Annotated in this window: 16 protein-coding genes; 11 read left to right on the top strand and 5 right to left on the bottom strand. The window is 56.6% G+C overall.

Annotated features, from left to right (window positions below; all coding sequences use genetic code 11):
* Positions 1-46: 46 nt before the first annotated feature.
* Together HMPREF3164_RS09600 and HMPREF3164_RS09595 are read right to left on the bottom strand one after the other, a co-directional pair.
* A complete protein-coding gene (locus tag HMPREF3164_RS09600) occupies positions 47-1,126 on the bottom strand; it encodes a glycosyltransferase family 2 protein (RefSeq protein ID WP_048751352.1) in 1,080 nt (359 codons plus the stop codon).
* 56 nt (positions 1,127-1,182) lie between these two features.
* Entirely contained in the window at positions 1,183-2,163 is a 981-nt protein-coding gene (locus HMPREF3164_RS09595) for an alpha-1,2-fucosyltransferase (protein ID WP_048751354.1), read from the bottom strand.
* 236 nt (positions 2,164-2,399) lie between these two features.
* On the opposite strand from HMPREF3164_RS09595, the gene HMPREF3164_RS09590 reads away from it, so the two are divergent.
* The 11 genes from HMPREF3164_RS09590 (at position 2,400) to HMPREF3164_RS09540 (ending at position 15,456) form a co-directional block, all read left to right on the top strand.
* A complete protein-coding gene (locus HMPREF3164_RS09590) occupies positions 2,400-3,323 on the top strand; it encodes a glycosyltransferase family 2 protein (protein ID WP_070450744.1) in 924 nt (307 codons plus the stop codon).
* A gap of 76 nt (positions 3,324-3,399) precedes the next feature.
* Entirely contained in the window at positions 3,400-4,398 is a 999-nt protein-coding gene (locus tag HMPREF3164_RS09585) for a CgeB family protein (protein WP_048751359.1), read from the top strand.
* On the top strand, positions 4,389-5,477 hold the full coding sequence (locus tag HMPREF3164_RS09580; RefSeq protein ID WP_070450743.1) for an RNA-binding protein: 1,089 nt from the start codon (positions 4,389-4,391) through the stop codon (positions 5,475-5,477). The genes HMPREF3164_RS09585 and HMPREF3164_RS09580 overlap by 10 nt, the downstream gene beginning before the upstream one ends.
* The gene (locus HMPREF3164_RS09575; protein ID WP_048751362.1) at positions 5,477-6,217 is read left to right on the top strand and encodes an acylneuraminate cytidylyltransferase family protein; all 741 of its coding nucleotides are present in this window, start codon (positions 5,477-5,479) and stop codon (positions 6,215-6,217) included. The genes HMPREF3164_RS09580 and HMPREF3164_RS09575 overlap by 1 nt, the downstream gene beginning before the upstream one ends.
* A gap of 71 nt (positions 6,218-6,288) precedes the next feature.
* Positions 6,289-8,532: an N-acetylneuraminate synthase family protein gene (locus HMPREF3164_RS09570; RefSeq protein ID WP_070450741.1), complete on the top strand. Its 2,244-nt coding sequence runs from the start codon at positions 6,289-6,291 to the stop codon at positions 8,530-8,532.
* 9 nt (positions 8,533-8,541) lie between these two features.
* A complete protein-coding gene (locus tag HMPREF3164_RS09565; RefSeq protein ID WP_070450739.1) occupies positions 8,542-9,633 on the top strand; it encodes an acyltransferase family protein in 1,092 nt (363 codons plus the stop codon).
* Positions 9,630-10,763 (top strand): glycosyltransferase, encoded by a 1,134-nt coding sequence (locus tag HMPREF3164_RS09560; RefSeq protein ID WP_070450737.1) that lies wholly within the window; start codon positions 9,630-9,632, stop codon positions 10,761-10,763. The genes HMPREF3164_RS09565 and HMPREF3164_RS09560 overlap by 4 nt, the downstream gene beginning before the upstream one ends.
* Positions 10,760-12,085, top strand: coding sequence for an O-antigen ligase family protein (locus HMPREF3164_RS09555; protein ID WP_246822672.1), 1,326 nt, complete (start codon positions 10,760-10,762; stop codon positions 12,083-12,085). The genes HMPREF3164_RS09560 and HMPREF3164_RS09555 overlap by 4 nt, the downstream gene beginning before the upstream one ends.
* Before the next feature lie 78 nt (positions 12,086-12,163).
* Positions 12,164-13,207, top strand: a complete 1,044-nt coding sequence (locus HMPREF3164_RS09550) for a glycosyltransferase family 4 protein (protein WP_070450735.1) — start codon at positions 12,164-12,166, stop codon at positions 13,205-13,207.
* A 63-nt stretch (positions 13,208-13,270) separates the two neighbouring features.
* Complete coding sequence (locus HMPREF3164_RS09545) at positions 13,271-14,209, top strand: glycosyltransferase family 2 protein (RefSeq protein ID WP_048754392.1); 939 nt, start codon at positions 13,271-13,273, stop codon at positions 14,207-14,209.
* The gene (locus tag HMPREF3164_RS09540) at positions 14,209-15,456 is read left to right on the top strand and encodes a glycosyltransferase (protein WP_048754391.1); all 1,248 of its coding nucleotides are present in this window, start codon (positions 14,209-14,211) and stop codon (positions 15,454-15,456) included. The genes HMPREF3164_RS09545 and HMPREF3164_RS09540 overlap by 1 nt, the downstream gene beginning before the upstream one ends.
* Positions 15,457-15,542: 86 nt before the next feature.
* On the opposite strand, the gene HMPREF3164_RS09535 is transcribed toward HMPREF3164_RS09540, so the two are convergent.
* From HMPREF3164_RS09535 to HMPREF3164_RS09525, 3 genes are all read right to left on the bottom strand, one after another.
* Positions 15,543-15,845 (bottom strand): PqqD family protein, encoded by a 303-nt coding sequence (locus tag HMPREF3164_RS09535; RefSeq protein WP_070450734.1) that lies wholly within the window; start codon positions 15,843-15,845, stop codon positions 15,543-15,545.
* Positions 15,845-16,687: a nucleotidyltransferase family protein gene (locus tag HMPREF3164_RS09530; protein WP_246822671.1), complete on the bottom strand. Its 843-nt coding sequence runs from the start codon at positions 16,685-16,687 to the stop codon at positions 15,845-15,847. The genes HMPREF3164_RS09535 and HMPREF3164_RS09530 overlap by 1 nt, the downstream gene beginning before the upstream one ends.
* A 101-nt stretch (positions 16,688-16,788) precedes the next feature.
* Positions 16,789-18,297 carry a tyrosine-protein kinase domain-containing protein gene (locus tag HMPREF3164_RS09525; protein WP_048752898.1) on the bottom strand — a complete coding sequence of 503 codons (1,509 nt, stop codon included), beginning with the start codon at positions 18,295-18,297 and terminating at the stop codon, positions 16,789-16,791.
* Positions 18,298-18,321: the final 24 nt, after the last annotated feature.

Genomic DNA, 18,321 nt, shown 5'->3' with positions numbered 1-18,321 from the left:
TCCCAATCTTTGGGAAGGCGGGCACAGGTCTATGCGGATGCTAGTTCTAGGCGGTCTCTGGCCGGGCTTCAAGGAAGGGTTTAAGGCTGTGCGCATCCTGCGGTATATCGCTGCCTAGGGGGTAGAGGCTTCCGCGCGGCTGCCACGCAAGATTTACGGGCATGGGTCTGCCCGCGATAAGATCCAACCAAATATCGGCAAGCTGTTTCTCGCTTAACTCGCCATTTTTACGCCAGTGATACCCCAAATCTTCCGGCAAATCGGTGAGCTCAAGCGCCTTTGCCCCCTGCATGAGCTTACGCTGCAGCTGCTGCCGTGAACGCCAAGGCAAATGTAAGATAACCACCCGATCGGTGCCCTGTGCCCCAGGCCGAAGCACCCGATGATTACCCATAGTGACGACCGATGACCGCCAGGATTTAAAGCACACCTTAGGGTCAAAATGCGCGGTTGTATCGAGCACCAGGTCTCCCGAGGCCGTAGGAAACAGGTTGTAGAGCTGCGAGATTTCCACGGTATTTTTGCTGGTGGACAGAACCTCGGCAAGCGTACCTTCAACGCCGAACCAGAACTCGTCCGCATCGAAAGGTACTACCCAGGTGGCACCGGCTCGCTGGGCACGATGGGTCAGATAGGTCATTTTCTCGGACTGATAGTAGGCGGGCTCCCGATCGCGCCCCACGCTCAGCGGCAGTTCACGGCTAAGTCGCTGAAGAAGCTCAAAAGTACCGTCATCTGAACCGTTATCGACCACCAGGAAGCGCGCCACCCCCTGGGCGTGCAGGTGCCGTAGGGAACGTTCGAGCACATCCGCCTCATTCTTGACCATCGCGACCGCCCACACGCCCTTGGTCGTGGGCAGGGGAGGGAGCTCAAAGGTCTTCTCTAGCTCCCGGTAACGGTTCTTAAAATCCCCCGAGCTCAGCTGGGCACGTGCCTCACGCCGGGTAAGCAGATCGCGCTGCGCCAGAAAAAGCCGATGTTTTCCAGTGCGAAGCCCGCGAACCGTCGGGTCTAGAAAACGGGTTTTAAAGCGCGAGTTTTCAAGGCGTCCAGAGAAAAAACTACGGGAGTTAGATACGATTCGCTGCGAAAATTTAAACGGCGCGAGAAATTTGATGTTCATGGGTTATCTTCCGTGCTTGAGTATGAGTGAGTTGTGAAAGAGTGAATTATAGAGGTTTACGCGGTATCGCCTTCTTCAGGCAGAAGCCAGGCACCCCCATGCGGCGGCTTAACCGCATGCCAACGGGAGAAATGCGGATGCGGACGCACAGTTCCGGGCACCACGATAGGCTGGCGGGTTTTCGCATCGTACTCGTGGGCATTCGGTACGTACACCTCAACGGGGTGATCCGCCTGCGCCATATAAGCACCCCAGTACCCGAACGTAGTGTTCGTAAGAATAAGCCAGCGCGCCTTCGCAAGAACCGCTAAATCCGCGAACATACCCTCGCCAGTCTTATCGTAGATTACCGGGGCAATATCTTCGAGGAAACTCAGGTTTTCACGGCACCACTGCGGATCATCACTTGTGACCACAAAATTACTGGGACTCATACGTTTAAGCACCTGATCCAGGGCCTCACGTACATAGGCCACAGTATTAATACCGTAACGCTGCCGAATTGCGGGAACAGAATAATAATCACCGCGCCGAATACTGAGCACCACCGTATTACTTCCTACAATATTGCCTACTGTAAGAATGCGCTGCCTAAAATTCTCAGAAGAAAGTAATCGTTCACGGGCAAAAATTTCAAGAGAACCGGGCGCAAAACTATCTTCTACATTGGTATCAAGACCAGAATAACGCCGGTGCAAAAACTTAAAATCTTTCGGATCCATCATGAGTTCCTGCAAAGCAGGAAATTCTGTAAGCCAAGGTTCTAAACCGGCAGTATCGAGCATATATGAAAAATCCCCGGCATCGGCGCGACGGTCAGCATCAACGGCCGCCAACAGATAAAGCCAATTACCGCCGCGAGAAAAAGGAGGCGCAATATACACTTTCTCGCGAGAGTGGCGAACTGTATCCAAAACCCGTGCAATACCGGGGCGTAGAAACCCCATCACGCGAAAATAAGCTTCAACATGCGGCGGGCGCATACCCTCAAGTTCTGTTAACCGGGTTTTATCTTCAGACTCAGAACGACGATTCACACATAACTCCCTGGGATTTACACACGCAATACCTTTATTATGAGGCAAAATACGCTGTATAGTCACCTGATATGTCGATACTATATTAGAATTATAAAGTAACACTCACTCACGAGGATATGACGGCAATAACTATGCACAGTATGCCGAGAGTTTCCTCACGAATAAACACATACGTTTACAGACAATGTTTGATGACCGGAACATAGATGTAAACCGCAACAGAAAGCATTTTTGTGACTTCGTCAGCAGAAACTATCTCCGCCATTATTCCCTTTTATGGCGAACCTGCTCCCGTACTGAATTTAATTGCCAGCCTGCGCGCGCAGCGGGGAATAACCCCCGAAAATCTTGAGATTATCGTTTCTGACGACCGCTCACCCATACCCTTCCCCGACACCGAAGGCGTGAGCATCGTGCGCCGCGAGCGCAACGGTGGATTTGGCAGCGCCGTAAACTCCGGGGCTGCACGCGCACGTGGAGACTGGCTGATAATCCTCAACAGCGACCTTGAACTCGGCGAAAACTTCATCAGCTCAATGCTCACGGCGCTCGCCGTCTATCCGCAGGTGCTCGCCAGCCCCCAAGTAATCGGCCACGACGGAAACCACCAGTGGGTAGCCCGCAAATTCCCCACCGTGGGGCATATCGCGTGGGAATGGTTCACACCCCTGGCACGCTTCAAACCCACACGCCTGTGGCATCGCGGGGCAGGGCACGATATAAGTGCCTGCACCGCCTTGAGGCCCCACGGAACAGACTGGGTTATGGGCGCCTGCATGATGGTACCCCGCACGGTATACGAACGGGTACAAGGCATGGACGAACGCTTCTACATGAACAGCGAAGAAGTAGACTTTCAGCGTCGTCTTGCCGAGATTGGGGTGCCGCGCATCCTGGTGCCCGAGGTGACGGTCACTCACGAAGGAGGCGCATCCAGCCCCTCAGCTCGGCGCCGCCAATGGCTTACCACCGCACGGTTTATCTATGCCGAAAAATGGGGTTTCGAGAAGAACCTGCGCCGCGCCCTAACCCTCACCAGCTACGCCAACTACGGTTTCAACCTGGTGCGGTCCCTGCGGAATCACCGGGTGAACCCGCGCGAGATTCTGAACCACGAACTAGAGCTGATCCGGCGGGGAACACGGCACGAAAACTAGCCGGGTAACCGCGCCGAACCTGGCTTTCCCGCACGAAGGACCACAGGACAGAGAAGAACCACAAAGGATACACGAGATGAGAGCCCCCACGATTCTGCTGGTTTCGCCAGCGTTCCACGGGTATTGGAAGGCTATTGAGGCTTCACTAAACGTTGCCGGGTACGAGGTTCGCACCCATATTTACGATGCTCCCGGCACAGTTGTCGACCGTATCCGCAATAAACTCGCGCATGAACTGCCCGAAAAATATCGGCCCGCATCCGCCGAAGCCCAGGCGACCGCCCGTGCTATCGCCGCGTTTGAGGAGTATCACCCCGATATTGTGCTCGTCATCAAAGGCGACCTGCTGGGGGATACCTGGTGGCAAAAACTTGAAGAATCCGGGGTTCGCTACGGAACCTGGCTCTACGACGAGCTGCGTCGCATGTCATACACCCTGGAAGATTTACCGCGCCTCGGAGCGCTCGCAAGCTATAGCCCGCAGGACGCCGAATACCTGCGCTCCCTAGGGTACGCCGTCTTGGATATGCCCAACGCCTACGATTCGCACTGCACGATTGCGCCGGTTACCGAAGACGCCATCAGTTTCGTTGGGGCGAATTACCCTAACCGTGAGCATACGCTGCGAACTCTGCACGAGGCGGGGATACCCGTGCGCGCCTACGGGCGAGACTGGTCACGCCACCCCTGGGATATAGCTAGAACCCGCAGATTCAAGGGCACTGGAATTCCTGCGCACCGCGATATCGACCGATCCGCCGCCTACGGGGTCATGGCATCATCACCGGCGACCCTGAATATCCACCATAACCAAGACGGCTTCACGATGCGCACCTTCGAAGCCCCCGGTGTGGGTGCACTTCATCTGATCGACCGGGCCGATGTGGCGCGCTACTACGAACCCGGGCGCGAAGTACTGGTCTACGAGAGTACCGAAGAACTTATTGACCTGTGCGCCCGCATCTTCCGTGAACCCCGCTGGGCGCATGCAATCCGTGAGGCCGGGCAGCGACGCACCCTCGCCGAGCATACCTTCGATGATCGCGTCAAAATTTTGGAGAAACTATGGGCCTAAACTACCCCGTCGATCTCGAAGCCTGGCATGCCTGGCAGCAGCGCCAAAACACCCTGCGCTGGGTGAAAGGACGCGCCCAGAACATGGTGCGCGCCCGCAGAGGTGCCCAACAGGACATGGTTTCCGGCATGCTCTATACACGCGGGGCAATACCGCGGGTACTGATCGTGCTCGACTCGTTCTCACCCACAAGCCGCAACGCTCTGCTGGAACCGCTCAAACACCTCGAAGGGGTGGGGGTCGCGCTCTGGTGCCCGAGCGACGCTTCAGAATATCTCAACGGACAATACGCCAGCACACGCTATAGCCGCAAAGACTGGAACGCAACCCCGATACGCGCCGATGAGCTCGCCGAAAAACTACCCGGCGTGCGCCTCGTGCTGTCCTTAGGACACTACCTTCCGCGCGGTCACGCGGCCTACCGATTCGCCCGCGAACGCGGCATAGCCTACTGGGTAGTACAGCACGGGCTGCTGGTTCCGCACGCCCCGCCGCTGCCCATCGGTTCAACCCTGCTCGCCTTCAGCGACGAGGACGCCCAATTTTGGGCTTCCGGACGCCGCGACGTGCAGACGCATACCGTCGGCTCACAGCTGCTCTACCGCGCTATCCAAAATACGCACGGCGAAACCACCAAATCCCTGGGCAAAATCCTGTTTCTGGGGCAGATGCACGGCGCGGAGTTACCGCGCGCATCCTTCGCCCGCGCCGCGCACAGCTTTTTGAAACGCCACGACGGCATCTACCGGCCGCACCCGAGCGAAACCGATAAACTCTCCCGCGCCACCCACGCGCTCTGGGAGATAGAAGGCATAGCCATAGATCGCTCTTCCACGCCCCTGAACGAGGTGCCGAACCCGGTGGTCTCAGTCTTTTCAACCGGCGTGCTTGAGGCCGCAATCCGCGGTATTCCGGCGTGGGTGTACCACCCGAACCCGCCCGCTTGGCTCGAAGAATTCTGGGCACGCTACGGCATGAACCGCTGGGGCGAAGCCCCCACGCCAGCGCCCGAACAACCCGCAGTCGAGCCCGCCCACACTATCGCTCAGCTCATCATCGACTACCTGGAGGCATACTAATGCGAGTTCTCTGCGTTATTCCCGTGCGCGGCGGATCCAAAGGCATACCGCGTAAAAACCTGCGCGAGATCGCAGGAAAACCCCTGGTGGCGTGGACTATTTTGCAGGCGCTCGCCGCCCGCGACGAACTGGCGGGGGAGCACGAGGTGCGGGTCGCGGTCTCAACGGAAGACCAAGAACTCGCCGCCATCGCCCGCCACTACGGAGCCGAGGTTCCGTTCATGCGTCCCGCGCATCTTGCCGAAGACACTACAGCCACCGAACCGGTGATCGAGCACGCCATCGACTTCTACACGGGCGAGGGCTGGGCACCGGATGCGGTCATGCTGCTGCAAGCCACCAGCCCGGTACGCCTGCCCGGCACCTTGGCCCGTGCAGTACGTCAATTTGCCGAGAACGGCAAAGACTCACTGGTTGGGGTTATCCCGATCGGTCCGTTTATTTGGCGGTGGCACCCGGATGCTGAACCTACCGCAGAGTTCGAGATTATGGCGCGCCCACGCCGCCAAGAACTCACGCAGGAGACCTTCCGGTACCGGGAAAACGGTTCGCTCTACCTCACCAAAACTCACGTGTACACCGAGCACCACAACCGTTTGGCGGGGTATCCTGGAGGGACCATTGATCTTTTCACGCTTCATGAGGTCGAGGGCGTCGATATTGATGCCCCTATTGATTTTGCGGTTGCCGAGCATCAGCTCAAGCAGATTCTTGAGGGTCACCCCGGCGTAAGAAGCTAAGCCTCAGCGTCAAAAGACCCAACACTCACTCTCACTAAACACAAGTTTTCTTGAAGAAAGCATCATAAACCGTGATTATCGAACGTAATATTGCGCCCTATGTGGTCTTCGCCGAAGACCCGATTCTGACTGCGCTTCACAAAATTTCTGCCAACGGTCAGCGCATCATCTTTCTCGTCAACGAATCCGGCATTTTGCGCGGTTCGCTTTCGGACGGGGACTTCAGACGTTGGCTGATTGCCAACCCCACCGCATCCCTAGAGACCAGCGCACTGGCGGCGGCGAATACGAACCCGCAGACCGCCCCCGCCGATAGCGACCCCGAATCTTTACGCGGCTACTTTGCGCGCGGCATCGAGCATATTCCGCTCATTGACGAACGCGGCCATCTGATGGCTTTGGCGATGGACGAACAGAACGTGCTGCGCATCGGAAAACACACCATCAGCGAGGATGCGCCCGCCTTAATCATCGCCGAGATCGGCAATAACCACCAGGGGAGCGTGGACTTCGCGAAAGAGCTGGTGGACCTCGCGGTGGAATCCGGTGCGGACGCCGTGAAATTCCAGCTGCGCGATCTGGATGCGCTCTACCGCCAGCGCGGCGGCGCCACTGCGGGCGAAGACTTGGGCGTGCAGTACACCTTGGATCTGCTCTCACGGTTCTCATTGAGCGTTGAGCAGATGTACGAGGTATTCGACCACGTCAAGGAGCATGGTCTGGATATTTTGTGCACCCCCTGGGATGCGCCTTCCGTGCAGGCTCTCGTCGATTACGGTATTGCGGGCATGAAGATTGCCTCTGCAGACCTGACGAACCACGAACTGCTGCGTGATGTTGCATCGCGCGGGCTGCCCATGCTGGTATCCACCGGTATGAGCCGCGAAGAAGAAATCCTGGACTCGGTGAACCTGCTGCGCAAGGCGGGCGCATCCTACGCCCTGCTGCAATGCCAATCCACCTACCCGGCACCCTTCAAAGACGTGAATCTAGCGTATATGGACCGCCTCGCCGAGATCGGCCAGTGCTTGGTTGGCTATTCCGGGCATGAACGCGGCTACCATGTGCCCGTGGCCGCTGTTGCGCGCGGTGCAAAGATTATCGAGAAGCATTTCACGACCGATAAAACCCTGGAAGGCAACGATCACACTGTATCGTTGCTGCCCGAAGAGTTCGCGGCGATGGTGCGGCAGATTCGTGACATTGAGGAATCCATCGGCACGGCCGCGCCCCGCGAGGTTTCTACCGGTGAACTGATGAACCGCGTGAACCTGGCCAAATCATTGGTTGCAACCCGCAGCATAGCCAAAGGTGAGGTAATTACTGAGGCAGATGTGGACGTCAAGTCACCCGGCCGGGGCCTGCAGCCAAACTACCTTCCGCAGCTGCTCGGGCGTACCATCCAACGCGACGTTGAAGAAGGATCGTTCTTTTTTGAGGGCGATCTGAAGGATGACCTCGTAACCCGGCGCGACTTCACCTTTGAACGCCCCTGGGGTCTGCCGGTACGGTACCACGACTACAAACCCCTGATCGAAGAGGCAACACCGGATTTCCTCGAATTCCACTTCTCCTACAAAGACCTTGACATCAATATTGACGAGGTCTTTGAGAAGAAACTGCCTATGAGCTTCACGACCCACCTGCCCGACCTCTTCGCCGGGGACTTCCTGGTCGATCTGGCCTCCCGCGACCCCGAAGTCTGGGAACGCTCCATCGCCGAGGTGCAGCGCACCATCGACATTACCCGCGATTTGACCCGCTACTTCACGGTGGATGAAGACCCCGTTATGGTCGTCACGATGGGCGGCTTCACCAAAGATAAGCACATCCCGGCGAGCGCCCGAGCCGCAAAATACGAGCGCATCGGCGAAGCCCTGGGACGGCTAGATACCGCCGGGGTGCGCCTAGCAGCACAGACTCTGCCGCCCTACCCCTGGCTGATGGGCGGGCAGCAGTACCACAACCTCTTCCTTGACCCGCAGGACACCGCCGAATTCGCGCGCGCCTACGACAGCGCTCTCTGCCTGGACATTTCACACACCATGCTTGCATGCAACTTCCTCAAAATTCCTCTGTCGGAGGCGGTAGCACAGCTGGCACCGCACTCCATCCACCTGCACTTGGTCGACGGTATCGGCGTAGACGGCGAAGGTGTGCAGGTGGGCGAAGGCGATGTCGATTGGGCTGCACTGGGCAAGCAGCTGCGCGAGCTGGCGCCGAAAGCATCGTTTATCCCCGAAATCTGGCAGGGGCATATCAACAACGGCGAAGGCTTCTTCACCGCCCTAGACCGCCTCGAAAAGTGGCTGTAGGTCGGTTTCGTGACACCACCAAGAACCGTTCAACACACCCGAAAACCCAGCGAAGTACTCGATAACAGCTTCATCACCCCCGGGCGATTTAGCGAACTCGACGGGCTGCGCGGAATAGCGGCACTGGCCGTTGTGGCCTACCATTTCGGGTACCCCGCCGTGCAGAACTACCCGCGCATCGCCCCCGAACCGTACTCTATTCCGCTCGGAGAACTAGGGGTGCAGCTTTTCTTCATCATCTCGGGGTACGTGATTTTGTTGAGCGCTATCAAAAGCGGTTCCGCCCTAAAATTTGGTATTTCGCGTTTCGCCCGTCTGTACCCAACCTACTGGTTAGCGCTTGCGGTTGCTGCGGCTGTGTATTTTCTCTACGGTAATCCCGGCAGGGATATTACGGTGGCGCAAACCCTGGTTAACGCGACGATGATGCAGCGTTTTATGCTGGTCGATAATGTCGATCAGGTGTATTGGACGCTCGCCATCGAGTTACAGTTCTATCTGCTCATGGGGCTCTACCTGGCTGTGCGGCGTGGAAAAATATATCGCCGTGATATCACGATCGGTATTTTTTGTTGGACAACCTTAGGGCTGCTCGTCTGCTGCATATTTCACCCGGAGGCGTCCCTGACGGGTGCCCCCAAAATGCTGGTGTGGGGCGTAGTTGCCGAGCATGCGGCTTTGTTTAGTCTGGGCATGGTGTTCTTTATGTACAGCCACGACCGCAGGTTTACCTGGCTGATGCCGTATTGCGCCGCGGCGGCCTCCATTAATGCCTTCCTGATGCACGATAGCGCCCACGGGGTGGGAGTAGCCATCATATGTGCGGTGTTTTTCGCCGTTATCTATGTGCGCCACGTGCCGTTTTTGGCGCGCGGGCCCTTGCACGCGCTCGGCACAATATCGTACCCCCTGTATCTGGGGCACGCGATGCTTGGCTATATGCTGATCGATATGTTCTACCCCTGGGCGGGGGCGTGGGGCGCGCGCATATTGGCTCTCACGCTGATTCTACTCTGGGCGTGGTGCGTGCATAGCACGGTTGAGACACGAGTTTCTGCCGCCCTGCGTAACGTTCTGACACGAAAGCTGGTGAGGGCATGAGTACAGCCAAGACTTTGACCACGCTCTGGGTTGTTCCGGTTCCCGACTTCGGGGGAGTGGCCCGACATGTTCTTGACGTTGCCCGAACCGGTATTCCCGGGTATCGCCTGGTTGTCTGCGCGCCCGAAGGAAAACTCACTGAGCGTCTTCGCGAGCTTAATATTCCCGTTCACGCCGTGCCCTTCGGACCGAGCCGCGGTTTTAGAACCTCGTTCGCCTCGCTCACACACGTTATTGAACAAGAGAAGCCCGCTATTGTGCACAGTCACCTCGCCTATGCGGATGTTATCGCCGCCGCCGCCGTCAACTCCCTCAAGATGCGGCGGCTTGCCAACCGGTCACTGACCGTTCCCACGCTCATCACTACCGAGCACGGAATCGCGGGAGATGATGCCGTCTACCACGGCACCTCCTGGCGTTCTAAACTCATGGAACAGGTGCACCGGGTGCGTCTGTGGGGTACCAATGCGGCTATTGCCGTCTCGCGCTCTACCGCCGAGCAGATGCGCCGTAAATGGGGCGCTCGCAGGGTGAGCATCATCTATAACGGGGTGGATGTACCCCGGCTGCGTGCCGCCGTACATAAGCATCGCGTGCCGACCGAACCGGATGCGCCGCGCATCCTCTCGCTCTCACGGCTCTCGCCCGAAAAAGGTATTGACGTGCTGATAGAAGCATTCGCCCAGCTGCGCACCGTGTACCCCAAGGCGCACCTTGAAATCGCGGGGGAAGGTGACCTTGCCGATACCCTGGCGCAGCAGGTGCGGGAGCTACATATCAGTGATGCCGTAACCTTCAGCGGGTTCGTCGATCCCTTAGAAGCGATGGGCCGCAGCGATATGGTGGTTCAGCTATCCATCTGGGAGAACTGTTCTTATACGCTCTTGGACGCTAAAGCCGCCGGATTAAAAACCGTGGCAACCAACGTGGGCGGAAACCCCGAAATTCTTGCCCCCAACGAGCTTGTTAACCGCCGCCAGAACGCATTCTGTGATAGCGTTTTAGAAGCTCTTATGCGGAACTGTGAAGCCTCGGCCCCTTCAGCATGGACGTGGGTAACCAACGCCGAGATGACGGCGCAGATCGCAGAACTCTACACTCAAACACAAAAGCATCAAGGACTAGCATGAGCACTCACCTAGGAACATCGCTATCGCCTAGCTCGCAGCACCGGAACGATAGCGCAAACCTCTCTGCGCGCGTTAGTCACGGGCTCAAAAAGAGCGGTGACTATGTGCGGGACAACAGTAATCAGCTGCGCATACCCGAATTCGTAATTTTCGGTGCCATGGTGTTCGCTACCGTGCTGCCGGTCATTAACCAGCCCCTCAGCCAGATTGCCGTGGTTATTGGTGCATTCTACGGGCTTACCAAGCCTGCACAGTACGAACTTGGCAGGTTTAAATCTCTGAAAACTATTATGTGGCTGGGCTTGGCCTACATGATGTTCGTATCGCTTTTGCATACCGCCAGTGCTGATGCTTTCGACTGGCGACAACGCTTAGTTCGCATGATCTTCACCACCATTCTGATGTGGAATCTTGCCGAGGGGCGGCTGCATTTTAGATCCGCTATCGCAGGATACCTCACGGCGCTTCTGATCAACGTTCCCGCCTTCTATCTGGGAATTACCGAACGCTCGGATGGCAACGTTCTGGTGGGTTTCCTCCACGATAAAAACTATGCGGGCCTGGCGTACGCTATCTTCGGTGTACTTGCTTTCGCCATTATGCGCACTATGCCCGAGCGTATTTTCGCCTTCGTGCTGGGAACTTCGGTGGTGTGGTTGACGAACTCGCGTACCTCCATCACGGCGTACCTGGTAGGCGTGCTGTGGGTACTGCTCGCTTCCCGATTCAACTTTATGGTGAGGATGTTCCTGTTGGGTGGGGTCTGGGCACTTGTGCAGACACTCGCCACAGATTATGCCCAGGTAGGGCAGTTCGCCTCGCGTGTGGGCTCCGATATGCTCCGTGAACGTATTGATGCGGTGGCACAGGAAAAAGCCGAAACTGCGGGGTTCTTTGGAAGCGGACTCGGAGAAGCCTACGCGCCCCTGCAGGATAGGAACTGGGTGTATCACAACTCCTATCTAGTGCTTCGTACCGAGGGCGGCTGGGTCTGGACAGTCTTCGTTATCGCTATCACGATTATTGTGGGGATGCGCATCTTCGTCTCAAAAACCTCCTGGACCGTCGAAGAAAGAGTGGGACAGGGCGCAGCGATCGCCCTGCTTATCTGCGGTTTGAGCCTGGGCGAGGTTTTCTACACCTTTACCTGGGCAATTGTCATGGCCTATGCGGTTCGCGCGGGTGCCATCTCCCGGAACAGAGAACTTGGCATGCCGGGGTATGAGGCGGAAAACTTCGTGGGGGTAGACCGGCGTATCGAACCGCCAAAATCACCCGAAAAAATCACCGCCTATATCGCGAACCGGATCAAAAACTCCTAGAACCATCGCCAAATATTTGACTATTCACTTATGATAATTGGCATATCGGTACCGAAAACCTAGAAAGATACACCCGAGATGAGTAAAGAACTCTACCTAGCCACCAATAACGGCGATATAGGCGGGGGCGAAGTCATGCTCCTGAATATCGCCCGGGCGGCGCGAGGGCTGGGGTACCAGGTTGTCATCATCGGTCCGGCAAACCCGCCGGATCTCATTGAAGCGGCCGCCGATGAAGGGTTCACACGCATCGTACTGCCCGCCAAAACGCGCATGCAGTATATGGTTCAGCTGCGGCTCTGGCACCGGGTGCACCGGGATGCGCTCCTGTGGTGTAACGGGCTGGTTCCTGCCGCCGCCACCGGGGGACGGGCAGGGCGCATCGTGCACCTACATCAGCTGCCGACGGGTACCAACGCTAAATTAGTACCTTTTGCTCGCAAAAAGGCCCTTCAAACCCTCGTTCCCAGCGAGTATGTTGCGGCATCCGTACCCGGTGCGACCGTCTTCCCCAATTGGGCGCAGGAAGTCCCCCTCTCGCTGGCGAAATCCACCGTCCCCGGGGTGGTACGCATTGGCTACCTCGGCAGACTCACACCTTCCAAAGGGGTTGGTGTCCTCTGCCAGGCGATCGAGCGCCTCAACAGTACTGTTACCGTCCCCGAATACCGCCTCGTGGTTGCCGGAGCGCCCGTCTTTGCCTCTGCAGAGGAAGAGCGTGAAGTATCCCGTGCCCTTGAAAACATTGAGCGCTACACCGACCGTCTCGGTTGGAGCACCCCGCAAAAGCTCTTCGACACGGTCGATATGCTGGTAGTGCCCTCGCAAGCCCCGGAATCCTTTGGGCTGGTCGCTGCGGAAGCGATGAGTGCCCGCGTGCCGGTGATTGTCAGCGATGCGGGTGCCCTTCCCGAAGTCGTGGGGGAGGACTACCCGTATATTTACCCTGCCCAGGATCCCTCGGTCCTCGTTGAAAAGATTCGACATTTAACTCAGGCTTTCTATCAAGAATCTGATAACCTTAATGACATTATTTCTGCGGCATTTTGGCGTTGGCAGGAATTATATTCACCCGACTCAGGCAGAGAACGAGTTCGCCACCTTTTAGAGAAATATCTCTAGAGGATTCATCATACTCACGCTTGTTCCCGCCAATTACTCACTCTCATAACTACAGGACAGTTTATGGCTCACTATCAAGCAGCCGTCATCATCCCATCGCGGGGTGGAGCAGGGGTTTTACACTATCCCTTAGACGCGCTTTCTGCTCAGACGGAACGAGACTTTCAAGTTATCGTTGTCCTCGATGGTGACATCGACCAGAGCGAAAAAGTTGTTGACGACTATATCGCCCGCGGAACCTTAAACCTCACGAAGATTGTGTTCCCCGAAAATCTTGGGCGCGTGGCGGCTCTCAACGCCGGGCATACTGCGGCGGATGCGGATATTTTGATTCGCTGCGACGACGATCTGGAACCCAAGTCCGACTATGTGGCGAACCACCTTCGCTTACACCGCGACTATGACGGGGTGATCGGCACCCTGAACAATATTTTCCCCAAGACCGCTTACTCTCAGGTGTACGGAACCTACCGCGACGCAAAGTTTAAGGAAGCGGCGCTGAGCACCCCCGAATCCGAGCGTTGGCACTATTGGAATGGAAACTCGTCCGTCTCTGCAGAGCTGTACCGAACTATCGGCGGTTTCGATCCCGCCTATCGTCTTTACGGCTGGGAAGATGTCGATCTGGGTAAGATGATCGCTGATGCCGGCGGGAAAATTATAATTTCCGATGTGGTTGAAACGAAGCATTATGCTGAGGCGACCACGACCGCCGTGCGAGCTCTCCGCGCCCTGCACGCGGGCAGTGCGCGCACCATTTTCGTGCGTAAACACGGCGAAGATGCGCATGTGGCTCCCAACCCTGCCGGGCTCTGGGGTGCCGCGGTGAAGGCCCTCGCGGCGGTCAGTACCGAGGCAAATATCCGGCGAATAGGCAATACTCTCGATGCGGTACTCCTGAAACTTCCCGCGAAGATCGCTGAGAAGCTGGTAGCGCTTCAGGTGGAGGCGGCATCCTACGCAGGCGTGAAGTACCCGCAGCGCGCACGGAAGGTGTTCTAATGCTGAATCGAGTAGCACAATCCTGGCGCGGCGCATCCGCTCACATTCGTTCTTTGGCCTCGAAAAAAATCCCGACATCGGCGGAATCTCGGTCTGCAGGTTCGGTAGATACGGGTTCTGTCACCGCCCCTCGGCTCGCTATCGCTCACGACTATTTGACGCAGCGCGGTGGGGCGGAACGGGTTGTTCTGGCCCTACACCGGGCGTTCCCTGAGGCCCCTATCTACACGACCCTCTACAATCCTGAAGGTACTTTCCCCGAGTTTGAGGATGCGACTATCATCACCAGTCCGCTCAATCGGGTGGGCTTGCTGCGGCGCTACCACCGGTTGGCGCTGCCGTTGCTGCCGCTGACCGCATCCTGCCTGAAAGTTCCGGCGCACGTTGCGGTGGTTTCGACCACGGGATGGGCGCACGGATTCAAATTCACCGGCGAGAAACTGGTGTACTGCCATTCCCCGGCGCGTTGGCTGTACCTGCGCGACCAATACCTGGGCGACGAGAAAAAGAACAGTGTGATTGGGGTGGGGTTACGGGTGATAAACCCGCTGCTGCGGTTCTGGGATCAGCGCGCGGCGGCACGGTCGGAACATTACGTGGCGAACTCGACCGCCATTCAGGAACGTATTTCGCGGGTGTACGGCAAAGACGTACCCATTATTTTCCCGCCTTACTCCGGGGGTGCAACCCGCGTGGAAGAACCGATCGCAGGTCTGCAGGAATTCACGGCTGCGGGAGACTACTTTCTGCTGGTGTCGCGCCTGATGTCCTATAAGAACGTGGATGAGGCGATTAAGGCGTGCAATCGAGCGGGTAAGAAGCTGCTGATTATCGGGCATGGCCCCGAAAAAGATAAGCTCCTCAAACTCTCGGGGCCCAATGTGCGCATTATTTCCGGGATTTCCGATGAGCAGCTGTGTTCTGCCTACCGGCATTGTCTGGCACTTCTTGCGGTATCTCATGAGGACTTCGGGATTACTCCGCTGGAGGCTGGTGCCAGTGGAAAACCGGTGATCGCATACCGCGCGGGCGGGTACCTCGATACCATCCACGAAGGCCTCAACGGCGTGTTTATTGAACAGCCGACCTCGGAACAGATTGAGGCGGCGATACGGAAGTTCAACCCCGAAGAGTGGGATAAGCAGGCGATTAAGAACTACATCGCGCGTTTTAGCGAGGAACGTTTTATCGACGAAATCCGCCAGGCGGTTGATGAGCTTACCGCATCCTCATCCTCGGGCGCGTAGACTCGGTTCGCCGGGGCTATATGAAGAGCCTTGAGAGTAAAGATCTTTACTCTCAAGGCTCTTCATATAGTGGGGCAGGGCGGGGTTTAGATGGCTTCCAGCAGTTCGTCTTCGACTAGCTGATGCACAAAATTCTCAACCTCCCCGCGAATATCCTCTGGATTCTGCTCGGTAAGCTCGGCGATCAGCTCAAGGGCCTCGGGCAGGGAAAACGGCTCCTCAAAAATACCCCAAATAATGGATGCTGACCCCTCCAACACCGAAACCTGCGCGGTCCGTGTGTCGGCAAGATACGTCGTGACGGAAGCGTATTCGGAAATTTCCTCAGCGTGTACGAAGGCAACATACTCTGGGATGCTGTACCTCACCGGCGCGGTAGTAGTACTCATTAGGAGCCGCCTCCCAACCCAAAACGCTCAAAGAACCTAGTGCGAATTTCGGCGCGCGTGGGTTTATGCCCCAGTTCCATCGCCAAATGATCCTGATTGACCATAAGAATATTCTTGAGCGTGCGCATTTTCTCGGCGAATCCACGTGCCGACCGCAGCCTGCCCACCCATTGAATATAGCTCGGCACCCGCGTGGAAACCGACTTCCACAGCAGGTAGTCGCGTTCGTGACGGTACGCCTCTAAGCCACCCATTGCGGCGGAGTAGGCGAGAGAAGAATCCAATTCGGCGGCGCGGGCGCGCAGTTTAGCCCAGTCGTAGGAGTCGAGAATATCGCGCAGATACTCAAGATCCGGGTCATAAGTGGAACTAGCCCTAGCGCGGTGCAGCACCACAATCAGCCGGGAATCGAGTACTGAAGGCACGGCACAGGAACGGTGCGCTATCTCGCGTTGCATGTGTGCCGCCCAGAGCTGCTGAAAAACACGTTCGGGATCTTTTCCGAGCCCGGGAAAGAAACGGTGAATATCGGTGAGACCCCAAGATTCGTGATAAAGCGTCATTGCATGTTCAAAAACGGATCCGGTGTCAAAATGCGCCTGAATACTCCAGCCATCAGCTAAAAGTATGTGAACAAAAGTATTTACGTGAGAAGGCCGTACTAAAAGATCTGCATCGGTGCTATGTCTATCAGGTTTAAAAATTTCGGAATTAAACGCATATCCTTTGATATGTAAAATATCTATTCCGTGAAGATTCGCGAGCCTTTGAAAGTAGGCGTGCGCCAGCATAATACGCGCCTTGAGCGGCGTACCAGGTTTGTGCTGCGGTGTAGTGTGCACGATATCCTTTCACACAACGAAAATCTTTGAATATAAGGGCGGGAAAAATAGTCCACCTATTTTCCCGCCCTTATACTCAAGAATCTGATTCAGAAATTTTCTTAAGCTCCGTGTGCGCCGGAAGAAACTTTCTTTTTACCATCCTTGGAGTAACCGTAGTAGCTGGCGTAACCTACATAACTATTGGCATAACCAAATCCATAGTAGGAATTGCCCAAGCCCTTACGCGGGGCCTTATTGAGTACCACACCGAAGAGATGCGAATTCACACGCTCCAGCACGGCAACAGCCTCGGTCATCTGCTCGCGGTGGCTCTTGCCCACGGTGCCGACCATAATCACACCGTCCACGGCGTGGGAGAGCAGCGATGCGTCGGTCACCGGCAGCAGCGGAGGAGCATCCACGATGACCAGGAATTCCTTGGAGAGCTCTTCAATAAGCTGGCGCATCTTGTCGGAACCCAACAATTCGGAAGGGTTCGGAGGGATACGCCCGGCGGGAAGCACAAAGAGCTTGGAATCCTCTACCTGGTGCACGGCCTCAGCAATATCAACCTGACCGGCAAGAACCTGTGTCAAACCAATTTTGGCGTTAATGTGCAGTTTCTTCGCGACGGTGGGACGGCGCAGGTCGGCGTCGATCAGGATGACCGGCTGCCCCGAGCTTGCCATAGAGCGCGCCACCGCCAGCGAGACCGTAGACTTACCCTCGCCAGGAACTGCGGAGGTCACAATGAAGGAGCTCGGCGGGTTATCGATATTCACGAAGCGCAGATTCGTGCGCAGCTGACGGATAGATTCGTGGGCAATATGGTCATCGTTGCTTGCACGCACGATGTTTTCTTCCGCCAGATCATCGCTGACGGGCAGCACACCCAGAATATTGCTGTTTGTCGCCTTAATGGCATCGTCACGAGTGCGGATACGCTGATCCACGGAACGGCGCAGGAAGATCGCCAGGTACACGAGCACCAGCCCGGCACCGGCACCGATGAGTCCGTTCTGCATGTAGTTGGGCGATACGAGAGGCGGGTTCACGCTGGCGTTATCCAGCGGAATCACACGAATCAGAGTATTGGTGGTATCGGACGGGTTGGTTGAAGAAACCTTGTTCTGAGCGCTTTCTTGGTTTTCCTCCCCAGCAGGTGCGGGGGTGGCGGTATTGTTGTTCCCCGAACCGTTCTTCTCAATATTTTCGATGTACTGAGCGGTGGCGTGAAGCGCCGAATTCGCCAAAACCCGTGCCTGCTCAGGGCTGGAAGCGGTCGCCCGCACCTTAATGAGTGAGCTGTTTTCTTCGGTAGTTGCGCTCAGGCTGCCGCGAATCGTCCCGATGCTCAGGTTAGAGTTCTGTTCTTGAATGATCTTGGCGACTGCTTCTGATGAGACGATTGCCGAGTATGAGCGGGCACGTTCTTTGGCGGCGTTTGAGCCGGATAGTACGTCAATAGTGCCACTCTGACCGACGGTCACGTACCCGGAGGCACTGGCGGCATAAACTTTAGGCTGCAACAGGGAATAGCCGAGCCCTGCGATGGCACCGATCACGATACCAGCAATGAGCAACAAGAGATTGGCTCTTGTGGTGCGCACAAAATCTAAAATTGTCATTTCTGAAATTGCTCCAGAGTGTTG

The organism is Rothia sp. HMSC08A08 (assembly GCF_001808385.1).
Classification (GTDB): Bacteria; Actinomycetota; Actinomycetes; order Actinomycetales; family Micrococcaceae; genus Rothia; species Rothia dentocariosa.
The sequence above is the reverse complement of the archived record's forward strand: the minus strand, read 5'-3'. Positions and strand labels throughout refer to the sequence as shown.